This is a genomic window from Streptomyces sp. NPDC059909, from assembly GCF_042730885.1.
GTDB lineage: Bacteria > Actinomycetota > Actinomycetes > Streptomycetales > Streptomycetaceae > Streptomyces.
Genome location: NZ_JBHWKX010000032.1, coordinates 73239 through 89246, shown reverse-complemented (window position 1 = coordinate 89246; position 16008 = coordinate 73239). Strand labels below are relative to the sequence as shown.

Here is a 16008-nt window from a genome sequence, read left to right as displayed (position 1 = left end):
CCCCACGCCATCCGCATCCTGGCCCGTGCCTGGCTGCGGGTGATGTGGGCATGCTGGCGCGACGGCACCTGCTACGACCCCGTCACCCACCAGGCTAACAACAAGATCAGCACGCCCGCCGACACGCCTCTGGCGGCATAGAGGTTGACTCAGGAAACTCATGCGGTCCCCATCCCGGTCACCGTGGAGGTGACCGCGTCTGTGATCTCTCCGTCGGGCCAGCGCAGCCCGACGCCTTGTCCTTCTGCCAGCTCCCCGCACACGGCCCCCGTGGCGGGCCCGGCGGGCAGCGGTGCGACGCCCGGCTCGTCGGCCGTCAGCATCGCGAAGCCGGGGAAGCAGGTGAGCCAGTCACCCATGGGCACGGGCCTCGGGCGCGGTACGGCGGCCACGTCGAGGACGGCGCGGCAGCCGCTCGCCTCGGCGAGCATGCCGAGAGTGCCGGCGATGCCCGCCATGGACACGTCCTTCGCCGCGGCGGGCCGGGCGGCGGCCACCGCGCCGGTCATGGCGCGCAGTTCGTCCGTACGGCGATGGGTGGTCGAGTCCCACTGGCGGCCCCGGTAGCCGGTGCGCCAGCCGCCGCCGAGGTCGGCGGTGAGCCGCACCGAGTGTCCGGGCCGTCCGCCGCCGCCCGGCACCGGGTGGTCCGTCCGGCCCAGCGCGGTAACGGACAGCGCCGCCGGTACACCGAGTTGAGTGTGCCCGCCCAGGACCGGCACACCGTACGCCTGTGCCGCCCGGCCGAGCCCGTCGAGGACCCGCGCGGCATGCGCCGCGTCCTTGGCGCCCACGGCGTCGAGCAGGCCGATCGGCGAAGCGCCCATCGCGGCAAGGTCGTTGATGTTGACGAGGACCGAGCACCAGCCCGCCCAGCCCGGGTCCCGTTCGACCATTGACGGCACGATCGCGTCGCACGCGGCGATCACATCGGTGCCCGGGACGGGGGCGCCGTCGTCGCCGACGAACCCGGGCCCGCCGAGGGCGGCCCGCGCGTTTTCGCGCAGGGCCCCGCCGGCCGGGTCCTGACCGCGGGCGTGGGTCGCCGGTCCGTGGAGGGCCGCGAGGAGCGGCCCGAGTGCGGACTTGGCGGCCGCCGCCTGTGCCGCGATCCGGCCGATCGGCCAGCGCATCAGCATGTGCGGCGCGTCCGCGACCTCGATCTCGCGTACGGAGCACCAGCCGAGCCGCTTGAAGAGGACTTCATTGCGGGCCTGAACGGTCGCGTCGAAACGCAGGACTCCTTCGGCCTCCGCGCGAGCGCAGGCCGCCCGGACCAGTGCCGCGCCGATGCCGTGCGGGCCGCGGGCCCGGCGGGCCACGACGAGGCGTCCGCCCTGCCACCAGCCGATGTCGGGACCGTCGTCCACCGGCCCGAGGCGTACGCCGCCCACCACGGTGCCGTCCTCGTCCTTGGCGACCAGGACGAGGGTGCGGGGGTCGGTGTCCCGGTCGTCCAGGTCATGGCCGGTGAAGAGCCCCTGTTCGTGGACGAAGGCCTCTCGGCGCAGGCGCCGATAGTCGGACAACTCGGCTGCGGAACATGCCTGTTCGATGTGGAAGAGGGGCTGTCGCGCCAGGGTGCTGCGGTCTCCGAGCAGCGCCAGGACGTCGACCGGACGGTCGGCCGCCGGCGGTGCGGTGGATCCGTCGAGGTACATCGTCACCCGCCTGCCGTCCTGAGCACGCTGCACGCCCCGCAGGCCGCGCAGCCGGCCTTCTGGTCGGCGCCGCTCATCCCGGCCGCGCGCAGTTTCGCGGCGACGCCTTCGGTGACGTACCGCAGCAGTTCCGCGCTCGGGGCCCCGATGCCGTCGCGGGCGGCGAGCGTGCCACGCATCGGCCGGAACGGAACGACGAACGGGTACACACCGCGGTCGATCAGCTTTCCCGCTCCCGCGATGAGTTCATCCGGATCCTCGCCGAGACCGACGAGCAGATAGGTGGAGACCCGGTTCGGCCCGAAGACCCGTGCCGCCTCGTCCCACGCGGCCTCGTACTCGGCCATCGGGACGGTCGACTTGCCGGGCATCCAGCGCCGCCGTACCTCGTCGTCGAGGGATTCGACATGGATGCCGATGGCGGTGGCACCGGCGTCGTGCAGTTCACGGATCCACGCGAGGTTCCCGGGCGGCTCGCACTGGACCTGAATGGGCAGTCCGGGAACCGCTTCGAGGACGGCGCGCACCGAACGGACGAGATTGCGGGCACCCCGGTCCGGGCCGGTGGTCGTGCCCGTGGTCATCACCATCTGCTGCACGCCGTCCAGCCGGACCGCCGCCTCGGCGACTTCGGCGAGCTGCGCCGGGGTCTTGGCGGCGACGGTGGCGCCCGAGCGCAGGGACTCCTCGATGGTGCAGAAGCGGCAGCGATCGGCCTCGGCGTAGCGGATGCAAGTCTGGACGACGGTGGTGGCCAGGACATCGGAGCCGTGCAGCCGGGCGATCTGCTCGTACCGGGTGCCGTCGGCCGTCGTCAGGTCGTAGAACCTGGGCCGTCGTACGGGGGTGAGGGAGAGCCCGGTGTCGGTGAGGGCTCCGGTCTCGTCGCCGAGCCAGACCTTGCCGTCGCGGACCGTGTAGGGACTGTCGGGGTTGCGGGGGAGTGCGGCGTTGGCGCCGTCGACGAGGACGTGTCCGTCGTCGCTGGGGCCCGCGCCGTCCGGCCGTTCGACCTCAACGTCCTGACGGATGCCGCGCAGGGCGAGTTCGGTGCGGGTCATGATCCGCACGTCCACCGCCGTAGTCGTCGTATCGGTGCCAACGCTCACGGCGTGCCCCTTACAGCTGGTAGGTGGAGTTGATGACGGCGCCCTTGCGCGCGTAGTGGATCAGCGCGTCCTGGACGTCGAGGGGGTGGGTGGGGATGACGCCCTCGATGAGGTCCTCCTCGCGGGCGCCGTGCAGGGACAGTCCGAAGCGGCAGCAGTAGACCTTGCCGCCCTCGGCGATGAACGTCTTGAGCTGGTTGTTGATGTTGTGCTCGCCGGGGAAGGCGGAGTTGCCGACGGTCGGGAAGCCGCGGGTGGCAAGGCAGTTGAGGGAGCCGGGGCCGTAGAAGTAGATGGCGGCCTCGAAGCCCTTGCGCAGGGCGCGGGTGGCCTGCAGGACGGCCACGAAGGACACCGAGGACTCGTGGGCGATGCCGTGGACCAGGGTGAAGTAGCTCTCGCCGTTCTCGGCCTGGTAGTCGGGGAAGACCTTGGTGGAGCCGTAGATGCTGGAGCCCTCGGACAGGGAGGGGTGCGGGATCTCGTTGAGGGACTTCTGCTCGACGTCGGTGAGTTCTGCGGCGGAGGCGGTTTCGGACATGGCTGTCTCCTTGCTCGGTACTTGCTTGGTACTTGCTCGGTACTTGCTTGGTACGGAAAGGGGGTGGGGCCGGTCAGTCGTAGAGCGTGGCGAAGGTGTCCTTGAAGACGAGTTCGCCGAGTTCGCCGCCGCCGGTCGCTTCGGCGAGGCGGGCGTACTCGCCCGTGAAGTCGCCCCACGGCTGGTCGCTGGCGAAGAGCACCCGGTCGTGGCCGATGCCGCGGCGCTCGATCTCTTGGGCCAGCCAGCGCGGTGTGAAGCCGATGGCCCAGGAGAGGTCGGTGTAGACGCGCTTGCCGGACTCGATCCAGTCGAAGAAGCGCGAGCCGACGAGCTTGATGTGACCGCTCATCCCGCCGCCGAAGTGCACGAGGTGGACGGGGACTTGGTCGGCGTACCAGTCGACGAGGTTGCCGACCTCGTCGATGTCGGACGCGGCGCCCGGGGAGGTGTGGACATGGACGACCAGCCCGTGCTCCTGTGCCGTCCGGAAGATCCGGTCCAGTTGCGGGCGGCAGGCCGGGTCCGTGGGGCGGCCGCCGAGCAGGAAGCTGAGCTTCAGGGCTCGTACGCCGTCCTCTCCCGCCAGGGCGAGGGCCTGCTCGGTGCGTTCGGTGTCCTCGGGGCGTGGGGACACCCACAGGCCGGCCCGGATGCGGTCGTCGCTCTGGGCCGCCTCGATCGCCAGCTCGTTGAAGGAGAAGGCGATGGCGGGGTCGGGGACGCCGTAGTTGGGGATGACCAGGGCGCGTTCGGTGCCCTCGTCATCGAGGTCGGCGACGAGCTGCTTGACGGTCGCGCGGGCGGTGGTGTCCGGGTTGACGGGCGGTCCGCCGTAGAACGGGTGGGCGGGCAGGACGCCGATGTGGCGGTGTGCGTCGTAGACCATGACTGTGGTTCCTGTCAGCCCAGGGGAACGGCGGAGGCGACGGAGGCCGGCACTCCGGTGAGGGCGCCGCACACGTCGGCGAGGCGGCGGCTGGTGTCGATGTGGCCGGCGAGGAACTCGGCGTCCCGGCCCACCGCTTCGAAGCGGCCGGAGCCCCACGAGTACTGCCAGGGCAGACCCAGGAAATACAGGCCGGGCGTGCTCGTCGCGCCGCGCCAGTGCATGGGGTAGCCGCGGCCGTCGAAGACGGGTATCTCGATCCACCGGTGATCGCGGGTGAAGCCCGTGGCCCAGACGACGGAGGTGATACCCGCCTCGGCCAGATCGAGTTCGGCCACGTGCCCGGAGGGCTCCCACACCGGTACGTACCGTGCCTCCTCGGGGGCGTGGAGCCCGTGCGCGGAGATGTGGGCGTCGATGGCGTCCTTGATGCCCTCGGCCACCGCGTCCGCCCGGTCCAGGTTGACCTTCAGGTCGTCCGCGAACTCCAGCGCCGCACCGTCGATCCCGGTCAGCCGCCCGTACAGGCGCATGCCGTCCCGGGCGAACGCCCGCAGGTCGATGTCGCGGCCGCCGTCGCGCCCGGTGACGTAGTGGTTGACCCGCATCCGGACGGCACCGGCGTCGTCGAACTCGTCGATGTTCTTCGCGTAGTGCCCCATGTCGTCGAGCCAGGCCACACAGTCCCGGCCGCGGTAGAAGCGGGCGACGCGGGGCGCGCTGCCGACGGCCAGGTGGACCTGCCGCCCGGCCAGATGCAGGTCTTCGGCGATCTGGCAACCGGACTGACCGGTACCGACGACCAGGACGCCGCCCTCGGGGAGCTGGTCCGCGTTGCGGTAACGGGAGGAGTGGATCTGCTCGACGTGGGAGGGCAGCCGCTCGGCCATCCGCGGGATGGACGGGGCGTGGTACGGACCGGTGGCCACCACCACCTTTTCGGCGGTGAACTCGCCTTCCGTGGTGTCCACTTCGAAGAGGCCGTCGGCGGCGCGCCGCAGCCCGGTCACGGATACGCCCTCCACCAGCGGCGGCCGGAAGAAGGCCACGTAGTCCTGGAGATACTGAATGATCTCGTCCCGGACCATGAACCCGTCCGGATCGTCGCCCTGGTAGGGGAAGCCCGGCAGTTTGCACTGCCAGTTCGGCGTCACCAGGCAGAAGGAGTCCCAGCGGCGCTCGCGCCACTCGTGGCCGACCCGGTTCGCCTCGATCACGATGTGGTCGATGCCTCGTTGACGCAGGTGGTAGCTGACCGACAGACCGGCCTGTCCGCCGCCGATCACGGCCACCGGGATGGGGGTGCCTCCCATGCCCTTCAGGCTGTGGGGGAGGGCTCCGGCCAGCCTTGGCGTGGGGTTCATCGCGTGCTCCCGTCTGCGTTGACCAGGGACTCGACGGTGACCTTGGCCCCGTCGGCGACCGCGTAGACGGCGGCGGTCCGCTCGATCTGCGCGAGCTGGTCGGAGGCGCCGGTGCAGTAGAAGCCGAACTTCTCCTTCACCCGCTCACCGGCGATACCGAGCGCCGTGCGGCTGCGCTCCACGAAGTCGGTGAGCTCGTACTCGCGGCCGGCCACGAAGTAGTCCTCGACCACCGTGGAGGGGGAGTAGCAGCGCTGGGTCACGCCATCGGGCCAGCGCACATGGAAATAGATCTCAGGCATGAAGTCCTCCATGCGAGGCGCCGAGGCCTTGACACCTCGCCGCTGCTTGTGAGGACAACTTCAGCCAGGAGCGATTACCGAACCGAGGCATCCGGAATAAGGCGGCGTTACATGCTCCTCACTTCGAGTGAGTGACCGTGTACGGGGAGTTGCCTCAGAGGCAAATCCGCGCTCGAAAGGGCACCTTGACTTGCCGTCGGCCCGCGGGAATCAAGTTCTTGGCGTGCACAAAGGCGCAGCCGCACCTGCTGACTGCAGGTGCGGCTGCGCCCGGATGCCTGACCGTTGGCGGAGTGCTACGTGAGGTCTTCTTCCGCCGCGCGGGCGACCCATGTGGCGAAGGTCTCCCCGTCGCCACGGGCGAGGTCGAAACGCCGCACGACACGTTCGATGTAGTCGGGCAGTTCCTCGGCGGTGACCTTGTGGCCGCGGAGTTTGCGGCCGAAGCGGGCATCCATTCCGACGGCGCCGCCCAGGTGGACCTGGAATCCCTCGACTTGGCGCCCCTCTGAGTCGAGGACGAGCTGCCCCTTGAGGCCGATGTCGGCGAGCTGCGTCCGTGCGCAGCTGTTGGGGCAGCCGTTCACGTTGATGGTGAGGGGCTGGTCGAAGGAGGGCAGGCGTCGTTCGAGTTCCTCGATGACGGTTGCCGCCCTGGCTTTGGTCTCCACGATCGCCAGCTTGCAGAACTCGATGCCGGTGCAGGCCATGGTGTCGCGGCGGAACGTGCTCGGCCGTGCGTCCAGGCCGATCGCCTCAAGGCCCTCGACCAGGCTTTCCACCGCGGCTTCGGCCACGTCGAGGAGCAGGATCTTCTGGTGGGGTGTGGTGCGTACGCGCCGGGCCCCGTGTGCCTCGGCGAGGTCGGCCAGGGCGATGAGCATCGTTCCCGGGGTCCGGCCGACCACAGGTGAGGCGCCGACGTAGTAGCGGCCGTCGCGCTGGCAGTGGACGCCGACATGGTCGCGCGGCCCCGTCGGTGCGGGGGGCGCGGGCCCATCGGTCAACCTGCGCTTCAGGTACTCCTGTTCAAGAACCTGGCGGAACCGCTCGATGCCCCAGTCCGCGACGAGGAACTTCAGCCGCGCCCGGTTGCGCAGACGCCGGTATCCGTAGTCGCGGAACACGGAGACGACGCCGGCCCAGATCTCCGGCACCTCCTCCAGCGTCGCGAAGACTCCGAGGCGCTGCGCCAGCATCGGGTTGGTCGACAGTCCGCCGCCGACCCAGACGTCGAATCCGGGTCCGAGCTCCGGGTGGCGCACTCCGACGAAGGACACGTCGTTGATCTCGTGGGCGACGTCCTGCAGAGGCGAGCCGCTGATCGCGGTCTTGAACTTGCGCGGCAGGTTGGAGAAGGCGGGATCGCCGACCCAGCGCTCGTGGATCTCCTGGATGGCCGGGCTGCCGTCGATGATCTCGTCGGCCGCCACACCGGCGACCGGGCTGCCCAGGAACACCCGGGTGGTGTCCCCGCAGGCCTGGGCGGTGGTCAGATCCACCGCTTCCAGGCGCCGCCAGATCTCCGGGACGTCCTCGACGCGCACCCAGTGCAACTGGACGTTCTGCCGGTCGGTGAGGTCGGCGGTGTCACGGGCGAAGTCGCGTGACACCTCTCCGATCGTGCGGAGCTGCTCGGTGGTGAGCCGTCCGCCGTCGACGCGGACGCGCATCATGAAGTACTCGTCGTCGAGTTCGTGGGGTTGCAGGCTGCCGGTCCTGCCGCCGTCGATGCCGGGCCGGCGCTGGGTGTAGAGCCCCCACCACCGCATCCGGCCGTGCAGGTCCTCCGGGTCGATGCTGCCGAAACCGGCGGAGGCGTACACGGACTCGATGCGGGGGCGCACATTGAGGCCGTCGTCGTCCTGCTTGAAGCGCTCATTCGGGTTGAGCGGGGTCGTCTCGCCCAGGGCCCACTGCCCCTCGGGCCGCCGCCTGCGCGCTGTGCCGGCAGACGCGTCGTCCGCACACGACGAACGCGCCGTCCCGGGTGAGCGGACGGACACCAGGCCGAGGTCGCCTGAAACGCCCGTGGTGGTGGCCCGCGGCCCCGGCGGCTGGGATGTCGGCCGGTCGACCATGTGTGTCACTCCTTCGGCATCGGATGAGGCGGCTCGGACAGGGGCCGCCTCATCGGTGCGCTAGTCGGCGGTGGGCAGGGTGATGGGAACGCCGACCAGGGAGCCGTACTCGGCCCACGATCCGTCGTAGTTCCTGACGTTCGGGCGGCCGAGGATCTCGCTCAGGACGAACCAGGTGTGCGCGCTGCGCTCGCCGATGCGGCAGTACACGATGGTGTCGCGCTCGGTGTCCACCGCTGCGTACAGGGCGGTGAGTTCCTCGTCGGACTTGAACGTGCCGTCGTCGTTGGCCGCCTTGGACCACGGAACGTTGACCGCCGTGGGGATGTGACCGCGCTGGAGGGCCGCCTCCTGGATCAGGTGGGCCGGGGCGCTGAGCTTGCCGGAGAACTCCTCGGGGGAGCGGACGTCGACCAGGTTCTGCGAACCGATCGACTTGAGCACCTCGTCACGCAGAGCGCGCACCGAATCATCCGGGGCGGAGGCGGTGTAGACGGTGGCCGGGCGGGAGACGGTCTCGGAGACGAGCTCGCGGCCGTCGAGCTCCCACTTCTTGCGTCCGCCGTCGAGAAGCCGTACGTCCTGGTGGCCGTAAACCTTGAAGTACCAGTAGGCGAAAGCGGCGAACCAGTTGTTGTTGCCGCCGTACAGGACGACGGTGTCCTCGCGTGCGATGCCCTTGGCCGAGAGCAGCGCCTCGAAGCCGGCCTGGTCCACGAAGTCGCGGCGAACCGGGTCCTGGAGTTCCTGTCGCCAGTCGATGCGCAAGGCGCCTCGGATGTGGTTCTTGTCGTAGGCGGCGGTGTCCTCGTCGACCTCGACGAGAACGAGGCCGGGGTCGTCAAGGTGGGCCTCGACCCAGTCGGCGTTGACGAGTACGCGAGCTCGGCTCACGGCAGGTTCTCCCGGGCGGTAGGTGTCGGGCAGGCGAAGGGAGCCATCGAGGCGGAGCACACCACTGGAGATCGACGGCGGGCACGTGAAGCGCAGTCGGCTCTGCCCCGACGGCATCCTTCAACTGGTCGGCGCCCGCCGACCTGTCGGCCGCCATCGGATCGCGACCCGGCTGTGCTGCACGAGAATGAGGGGGCGACACCCCGGCCGTATCCGGAGGACGGCGTGTCATGACCAGATATAGGCGGCCAAGTGCCTCAGAGGCAAAAGCTTTGCCTCTGAGGCAAGCTCGTGTGTCCGTCCACGGTCGGCCGGGGCGTTTCGTCGACGCTGAGACTGAAGACGTCCGGCCGGGCGTAGTGGCCCGTCACGTCGAAGTCGAAGCGGCTGCGGGCGATCTCGCCGAGGTCCAGTTCGGCCGTGAGAATGCCCTCATCATGCCGTAGTGGCGCGGCCAGGACCTCGCCCAGTGGGGAGACGATGCAGCTGCCGCCGCCGATCAGTACGGTCTCCGGGTCATCGCCCTGCACGGGGTGGAGGTCGGAGGGCAGGTCGGAGCGGAGCAGGTACTGGTTGGCGCTCAGGACGAAGCAGCGGCCCTCCAGGGCCACGTGGCGCATGGTGGCCTGCCAGTTCTCCCGGTCGTCCACCGTCGGCGCGCACCAGACGTCAACACCCTTGGCATACATGGCGGTTCGGAACAGCGGCATGTAGTTCTCCCAGCAGATGGCAGAACCCAGCCGGGCGCGGCCCGTGTCGACCACTGGCATCGTGGAGCCGTCGCCGAAGCCCCAGATCAACCGCTCGGCGGCGGTCGGCATGAGTTTGCGGTGCTTGCCCAGGAGGCCGCCCGGACCGAAGAACAGCGCCACGCAGTGGAGGGTCGAGCCGGCGCGCTCGACAGCGCCGATCACCACATGGACGCCCAGGTCACGGGTGAGGGCTGCCAGTTCCTCGGTCTCCGGACCGGGGACGTCGACGGCGGACTCGAAGTAGCGGCGGAACACCTCCCGGCCCTCGGTCGTACGGCTGCCGACGGTGACGCCGAAGTCGAGACCTTTGGGGTAGCCGCCCAGGAACGCCTCCGGCAGGACGATGATCTCGGCGCCCTGCCGAGCGGCCTGGCCGATGAGGTCCTTGGCCTTCGCGAGGTTGCCGGAGGTGTCGAAGAGCCGGGAGCCCGCCTGGACGACGGCGGCGGTCACATGATGCGCGGGAGTCATACGGCGACCGTACGAAGAGCCCGGACATGCGGCAAACTAACCTCGCGCTTTCACGAGCGGGGCTGTCCGAGGAGTGATCAAAAGAACGAGGAGTGCCTCTGACCTGGGACGATGGGACTTGTCTAGGGTCCTGGTCGTCGTCAAGAAAGCTGCACTCCTCAGGTGAAGAAGCGTAGCGGGTCGTACCCGCATGTCCGCGTTGAGGGCACTGGCCGCGGGGTGGTCTCACAGTCCGGCGCCGTCCTGCTGGTCGAGACCGCCCGCAAGGCCGGGCTGGACGCGGCACTGTCAACGGCTCTGGCGCCGTGGCGTAAGGCGCGCGCGGTCCATGATCCCGGCAAGATTCTGCTGGACCTCGCGCTCGCCGTGGCCCTGGGCGGGGACTGCCTGGCCGATGTTGGGATGCTGCGGGCCGAGCCCGCCGTGTTCGGGCCGGTAGCCTCCGACCCAACCGTCTCCCGCCTGGTCGATACCCTTGCCGCAGCCGGGCCCCGTGCACTGGCGGCGATCCGGCGGGCGCGTGCCGAAGTCCGCGAATGTGTCTAGCGGTTGGCTGGCGAGGCGGCCCCGGACGCGGGCGGCGAGGCGGTCGTGGACATCGACGGCGTGCTGGTCCTCGCGCACTCCGAGAAGGAGGACGCCGCCAAGACCTGGAAGAAGACGTTCGGCCACCATCCGCTGTTCGCGTTCATCGACCACGGCCGCGAGGGGTCTGGGGAACCGGTGGCGGGCCTGCTGAGGCCGGGGAACGCGGGCAGCAACACGGCTGCCGACCACATCGAGGCCGCCCGCCTGGCCCTGACCCAGCTGCCGAAGAGATACCGGCGCGGACGGCGGACCCTGATCCGCACCGACTCCGGCGGCGGCACCCACGGCTTCCTCAACTGGCTCACGGCACACGGCCGATGGCTGTCCTATTCGGTGGGGATGACCATCACAGAGGCCATCCACGAGGCTGTGCTGAAGGTCCCGGCCTCGGCCTGGACGCCGGCCATCGAGCCGGACGGCGAGGTCCGCGACGGTGCCTGGGTGGCCGAGCTCGCCGGGGACGTCCTGGCCGGCTGGCCCAAGGGGATACGCCTGATCGTCCGCAAAGAACGGCCGCATCCTGGCGCGCAGTTGCGCTTCACCGACGCCGACGGAATGCGGCTGACCTGCTTCGCCACCAACACCACTGGCACGCCGATCTCGCACCTGGAGCTCCGCCACCGCCAGCGGGCCCGGGCCGAGGACCGGATCCGCGCCGCCCGCGACACCGGCCTGCGCAACCTGCCACTCCACCACATCGCCCAGAACCAGGTCTGGCTGGAGATCGTCCAGATCGCCCCCTCCTGCTCGGAGAAGCCGCCGTCGAACTGGGCGACGTGCGGTTGGTCGAGCTGTCCGTTGCAGTAGGCGGCGTGAGTGAGGGCCGCTCGACCACTCACCCCGAGTCGGCGGCTCATGGACGAGACCTGGACGCTGACCGTGCCGCGCGTGATGCTCAGGGCGCGAGACGTCTCTTCTGTATCCAAGCCGTTGGCGATCTTGGCGAGGATCCGGATCTGCGCCGGGGTCAGCCGGTTGGGAACGGTACTGGGTCGTGCTGACATGTTCTTCCTCTTCGTTCTCGTTCTTGAAGTCAGCCCGTGGTGTGAGGCCCGCTACGGGAGGCAGACCCGGCCGAGGGCTTCTCCAGCCGGGCCTGGCCACTACCGGGATCAGGCGCGGGTGAACCAGCGGGCCTGTTCGGCATCGGTGACGATGCCGCGGTGGTGGTCGAGCTCGAGTTGGGCAAGGTGGGCGTAGTGCTCGACGACGCCCTTGTCGAACGCCTCCCGGGCGACGGGGCTGTGCCGGAAGGCGGAGCGCGCCTGGTCGAGGGTGAGCGGCACAACAGGTGCGTCCACAACCTCATAGGCGTTGGTGGTGCACGGCGTTGGCGGGGTGAGGAGACGCTCGATGCCGTGCACGATGGCGGCGGAGAGGGCAAGGTAGGGGTTGGCGTCGGCCCCAGGGAGACGGACTTCCAGGTGCAGTCCCGAGCCGTGTCCGGCGATCCGTACCGCGCAGGTGCGGTTGTCCGGTCCCCAGGTCATGCGGGTGGGGGCGAAGGAGCCTGGCGTGAATCGCTTGTAGGAGTTGGTGTTCGGCGCGTACAGCGGGGCGAGCCCGGGCAGGGCCGCGAGCAGTCTGGCGACCGCATGCGTGCCGGTCTCGGAGAGCTGGCCACCCTGGTCGGCGAGCATGGGGTTGCCGCTGCGGGTGAGTGAGATGTGCAGGTGGAGTCCGCTGGCGACACCGGTCTGCGGGGCAGCCATGAAGGTGGCGGTCATGGCCGAACGGCTGGCCAGGGTGCGCACGGCGTGCTTGAAGACGACGTGGTTGTCGCAGGCAGGTAGGGCCGGTCCGTAGGGGAAGGTGACCTCGACCTGGCCGGGAGCGCCTTCCGTCTTGATGGCCTCCACGGGCATGCCAGCTCTGGACAGTGAGCCCTGCAGGCGCCGGAAGAACCGGTCGTACTCCGGGGGGTGGTCGAGTGCGTAGTCCAGGTTGTCGACGGTCACCGGCACGAGCCCGTTGAGGCCGACTCTGCTGGTTGGGGTGTAGGCGCCGCGGAAGAGGACGAACTCGGTCTCCAGGCTGGCCTGGGCGTGCAGACCGTGGCCGGCGAGGCGCGTCAGCTGGTGGCGCAGGATCTGTCGGGGAGCGACCTCGATCGGCTCTTCGTCCGGGCCGAGGGCGTGGCCGAGGATGAGGGCGGTGCGCGGCATCCAGGGCAGGATCCGCAGCGTCGAAGGATCCGGCTCGACGCGCAGGTCCTCGTAGCCGCTCGCCCAGGAGGTGAGGGCGAATCCGTCGACCGGGGTCATGTCGGGGTCCGTGGCCAGGATGTAGGCGCACATCTCCGCGCTGCCGTCGAGCACGCGGTTGAGAAAGTGCCGTGCTCCGTACCGTTTGCCCTTGAGGCGCCCCTGCAGGTCCGGCACGGCAAGGAGCACGGTGTCGATCAGGCCGGCACCGACGGCCTTGCGCAGCTCCTCGACGCTGAACACGCGGGCAGGATGATCCGCGGAGGTCGGCGCGGCCTTGGCCTGAGAGCTGGTGTTGCGGCGTGAGGGCGTTCCGGCAGTTGCGGACTGGTGGGTCATCACACGACCTCTTCCTGGATCTTCGCCATGCCCGAGTTGGCGTCGGCTGCGGCGGCCGGCACCGTGTAGTCGCGTCCCGCGACGTGCCACCACACGGACGCGAGGGCGAGCACGACCAGCACGGCGATGGGTGCGTAGTTGAACGTGGTCACGGAGAGGAGTCCGGAGTCCGGAGTCCGGGCGCGTCTGGGGCAGGCAGAACAGCACGGTCACGAAGGCCACCCAGGCGACGGCGACCACACCGACCGGTACGCCCCAGCGGCCCAGGTTCCACGGGCCTGGCTGGAAGCGGTGACGGTTGCGGACCCGCAGATAAATCGGAATGGCGTACGCGGGCGTGATCCCGATGACGTTGATCGCGGTGATCGCGGTGATCGCGGCGTACGCGGTCGGGCTGTACAGCGACGGCAGCGCAAGCACTGCGGCCACGCCGACCGCCAGCCACACGGCGCGCGTCGGCGTGCCGGAGCGGGCATCGACGTGGCGCCACAGGTGCGAACCGGGCAGGGCACCGTCCCGGGAGAAGGCGAACACCATCCGGCTGGCGGCAGCGGTTTCCGCATTGCCGCAGAAGAGCTGCGCGACGATCACCACGAGCAGCAGGGCCTTCGCCCCGGCGAGCCCGACAGCGTCGAGGAAGATCTGCGCCGGCGGCACCCCGGTGGGAGTGGCCTGGGTGGCGGTGTAGTCCTGGATGGCGAAGGCCAGCCCGGCCAGGAGCACGAACCCGGCCAGCCACGACCAGCCGATCGCTCGCACGATGCCGCGGGAGGCGGAGACCTGCGCGTTGGTGGTCTCCTCCGACAGATGTGCGGAGGCGTCGTACCCGCTGAAGGTGTACTGCGCCAGCAGCAGCCCGATCAGCACCACGTACATCGAGCTGGACCAGCCGGTGTCGTTGACGAACTCCCCGAACACGAAGGACGGATCCTGGTGGTGGGAGGGCACGATCGCCAGCACGCCGACGATCAGGGCCACTCCGCCCAGGTGCCACTACACGCTGATCGAGTTCAGGATGCTCACCAACCGGACACCGAAAAGGTTGAGGGTGGCGTGGAGGGCGAGGATGCAAACGTAGATCACCAGGATCTTGCCCGGCGTGGGGACGAAGCCGAACTGCAGGTTCAGGAAGGCACCGGTGAACAGCGCGGCGCCGTAGTCGATGCCGGCGATCGCCCCGAGCAGGCCCAGCAGGTTCAGCCAGCCGGTGTACCAGCCCCACTTGCGCCCGCCGAGTTGCTCGGCCTGGTAGTACAGCGCGCCGGAGGTGGGGTAAGCGGACGTCACTTCCGCGAGCCCGGCGCCGACGAGCATCACCATGAGGCCGACTGCGATCCAGCCCCACATCATCACGGCCGGGCCTCCTGTGCCCAGGCCGAAGCCGTACAGCGTCATGCAACCGGAGAGGACGCTGATGACCGAGAAGCTGATGGCGAAGTTGCCGAACGGCCCCATGCGGCGGGTCAGCACTGGCTCGTAGCCGAGCTCGCGCAGGTACACGTCATCGGCTTTGCCGCCAGCATGTTGACGGCTCGGGCCTGAGCGGAACACGAAGCAACCTCCAGTAAAACAAGGGACGGGATCAAGAGCAGGGCGATGGTCGGGTTCATGCCAACCATGCGCTGCAGCGGGAAAAGTCAGGGATGCGGGCCGACGCGTGGCCCGTGCGTGCGGGCGAAGGGCAACGATTCCCTTCGCGCCCGGAGCAAGAGCGCCTCACCACGGTCCAGCGTCGAGGGGCCTTCAGCCACCGAGCCCCACGGCTCGCGCGACGCGTAAGGCTCCATGGCGGCGAAAACTTCGGCCGCTTCAACGAAGTTGTGGCTGACCCACAAGGCATAGGCCAGGTGGCTCATGTCGGCCACGGACCGCAAGTGCGGGTCCGCCTTCAGGAACCACTCGGCGAAGGCTTTGAGCGTGGAGGGGAGCGTCGGCTCCTCCACCCACTGCCGCCGCCACAACGGATCGACCCGGCCCTGCGCCATTTGCTGTCGGCACTGCTCCACCTGCGCGTACACCGGCAGAAGCAGCAGCGGCGAGCCGACCGGGGCCCACGAGGCCACCCACCTGCCAAAGTCAAAGACTGCGGCCAGCGACGCAGCCGGGGGAGCCTCCCGCGCGAGAAGGAACTGCAGCACCCGGTGGAAGGCTTCTCGGTTGTACGGGTCACGTTGATTTACGTTGTGCAGCAGTCCCCAGGGCCCGCTCGGCAGCATCGGCTCCGACGACCATTCACGATGCTCCCGCCGCACCTGGCGGGAGTCGATCTGCGAAAGGGCCAGCAGACACACCCACGGCACGGGATCCTGCGGCGCGCGGTGAGCGGCCAACAGTGCCGCCTGCCGCGCACCGGTTTCGAGGTCCGCCACCGCCGAGTACTGCTGGCGATGTGCGCGCAGAGCGCGTTCAGCGAGGACCCGTGCCCGCATCACCTGGGCGTCGTAGCTGTCCGGTTCCTCAGCCACCCACACATCGACCATATCGGAGCGGGCGGCAGCGACCGCCAGCACCTGCGTGCGTGAAGTCCGAAGCGACCAGTGGGCTTGCGTGCCGTGTAGCAGGTCCCGAGCAGCCCTCCAACGACCCGCCTGCAGTTCAACCAGAGCCACGCGCAAGTCGTCATCCGCGCCGGCGGGGTGGTACACCGGGCGCATCACCGAGCACGCCGGCTGGCGCACAGCGGTGATGCCGGACTGCTGACGACAGCTCCAGCTGCCCCGGTTCGCAGGTGGCGGTCCAGGAGGGGAGGAACGGCAGAGTGGACAGGCGACATCGAAAGTCCTCGGCATGTGGGGCGTCCGCCCCTGGAGAGG

At 69.6% G+C, this 16008-nt stretch carries 11 protein-coding genes and 3 pseudogenes; 1 reads left to right on the top strand and 13 read right to left on the bottom strand.

Annotated features, from left to right (window positions below):
• Window positions 1-158: 158 nt before the first annotated feature.
• From ACFV9O_RS22400 to ACFV9O_RS22360, 9 genes are all read right to left on the bottom strand, one after another.
• Window positions 159-1694, bottom strand: coding sequence for an MSMEG_0567/sll0787 family protein (locus ACFV9O_RS22400; protein ID WP_385420503.1), 1536 nt, complete (start codon window positions 1692-1694; stop codon window positions 159-161).
• On the bottom strand, window positions 1664-2770 hold the full coding sequence (locus tag ACFV9O_RS22395) for an MSMEG_0568 family radical SAM protein (RefSeq protein ID WP_385420501.1): 1107 nt from the start codon (window positions 2768-2770) through the stop codon (window positions 1664-1666). Before ACFV9O_RS22395 ends, ACFV9O_RS22400 begins: the two co-directional genes overlap by 31 nt.
• A gap of 10 nt (window positions 2771-2780) precedes the next feature.
• Window positions 2781-3311 carry an MSMEG_0572/Sll0783 family nitrogen starvation response protein gene (locus ACFV9O_RS22390; protein WP_385420499.1) on the bottom strand — a complete coding sequence of 177 codons (531 nt, stop codon included), beginning with the start codon at window positions 3309-3311 and terminating at the stop codon, window positions 2781-2783.
• 73 nt (window positions 3312-3384) lie between these two features.
• A complete protein-coding gene (locus ACFV9O_RS22385) occupies window positions 3385-4200 on the bottom strand; it encodes an amidohydrolase family protein (RefSeq protein WP_385420497.1) in 816 nt (271 codons plus the stop codon).
• A gap of 14 nt (window positions 4201-4214) precedes the next feature.
• The gene (locus ACFV9O_RS22380) at window positions 4215-5564 is read right to left on the bottom strand and encodes an MSMEG_0569 family flavin-dependent oxidoreductase (RefSeq protein ID WP_385420496.1); all 1350 of its coding nucleotides are present in this window, start codon (window positions 5562-5564) and stop codon (window positions 4215-4217) included.
• Window positions 5561-5866 carry an MSMEG_0570 family nitrogen starvation response protein gene (locus ACFV9O_RS22375; protein WP_385420494.1) on the bottom strand — a complete coding sequence of 102 codons (306 nt, stop codon included), beginning with the start codon at window positions 5864-5866 and terminating at the stop codon, window positions 5561-5563. The genes ACFV9O_RS22380 and ACFV9O_RS22375 overlap by 4 nt, the downstream gene beginning before the upstream one ends.
• A 296-nt stretch (window positions 5867-6162) precedes the next feature.
• Window positions 6163-7947 carry a nitrite/sulfite reductase gene (locus ACFV9O_RS22370; RefSeq protein ID WP_385420492.1) on the bottom strand — a complete coding sequence of 595 codons (1785 nt, stop codon included), beginning with the start codon at window positions 7945-7947 and terminating at the stop codon, window positions 6163-6165.
• A 60-nt stretch (window positions 7948-8007) separates the two neighbouring features.
• On the bottom strand, window positions 8008-8841 hold the full coding sequence (locus ACFV9O_RS22365; protein WP_385420491.1) for a sulfurtransferase: 834 nt from the start codon (window positions 8839-8841) through the stop codon (window positions 8008-8010).
• Between the two features lie 257 nt (window positions 8842-9098).
• Window positions 9099-10064, bottom strand: coding sequence for a nitrilase-related carbon-nitrogen hydrolase (locus ACFV9O_RS22360; RefSeq protein ID WP_385420489.1), 966 nt, complete (start codon window positions 10062-10064; stop codon window positions 9099-9101).
• Window positions 10065-10226: 162 nt separating this feature from the next.
• Between ACFV9O_RS22360 and ACFV9O_RS22355 the strand changes: the two are divergent.
• Window positions 10227-11390: pseudogene (locus ACFV9O_RS22355) on the top strand (IS1380 family transposase); the annotation flags it as partial.
• An 80-nt stretch (window positions 11391-11470) separates the two neighbouring features.
• On the opposite strand, the pseudogene ACFV9O_RS22350 reads toward ACFV9O_RS22355, so the two are convergent.
• The 4 genes and pseudogenes from ACFV9O_RS22350 to ACFV9O_RS22335 all read right to left on the bottom strand — a co-directional run.
• Window positions 11471-11656 (bottom strand): annotated as a pseudogene (locus ACFV9O_RS22350) (helix-turn-helix transcriptional regulator); the annotation flags it as partial.
• Between the two features lie 108 nt (window positions 11657-11764).
• Entirely contained in the window at window positions 11765-12817 is a 1053-nt protein-coding gene (locus ACFV9O_RS22345) for a glutamine synthetase family protein (protein ID WP_385420511.1), read from the bottom strand.
• 377 nt (window positions 12818-13194) lie between these two features.
• A pseudogene (locus ACFV9O_RS22340) lies at window positions 13195-14746 on the bottom strand (amino acid permease).
• An 86-nt stretch (window positions 14747-14832) separates the two neighbouring features.
• Window positions 14833-15873: a hypothetical protein gene (locus ACFV9O_RS22335; RefSeq protein WP_385420487.1), complete on the bottom strand. Its 1041-nt coding sequence runs from the start codon at window positions 15871-15873 to the stop codon at window positions 14833-14835.
• Between the last annotated feature and the right edge of the window lie 135 nt (window positions 15874-16008).

Excerpts from the sequence above, each read along its gene's own strand:
- ACFV9O_RS22360 (WP_385420489.1), bottom strand. The coding sequence starts at position 10,064 with ATGACTCCCGCGCATCATGTGACCGCCGCCGTCGTCCAGGCGGGCTCC.
- ACFV9O_RS22345 (WP_385420511.1), bottom strand. The coding sequence starts at position 12,817 with ATGCCGCGCACCGCCCTCATCCTCGGCCACGCCCTCGGCCCGGACGAA.
- ACFV9O_RS22375 (WP_385420494.1), bottom strand. The coding sequence starts at position 5,866 with ATGCCTGAGATCTATTTCCATGTGCGCTGGCCCGATGGCGTGACCCAG.
- ACFV9O_RS22390 (WP_385420499.1), bottom strand. The coding sequence starts at position 3,311 with ATGTCCGAAACCGCCTCCGCCGCAGAACTCACCGACGTCGAGCAGAAG.
- ACFV9O_RS22380 (WP_385420496.1), bottom strand. The coding sequence starts at position 5,564 with ATGAACCCCACGCCAAGGCTGGCCGGAGCCCTCCCCCACAGCCTGAAG.
- ACFV9O_RS22385 (WP_385420497.1), bottom strand. The coding sequence starts at position 4,200 with ATGGTCTACGACGCACACCGCCACATCGGCGTCCTGCCCGCCCACCCG.
- ACFV9O_RS22370 (WP_385420492.1), bottom strand. The coding sequence starts at position 7,947 with ATGGTCGACCGGCCGACATCCCAGCCGCCGGGGCCGCGGGCCACCACC.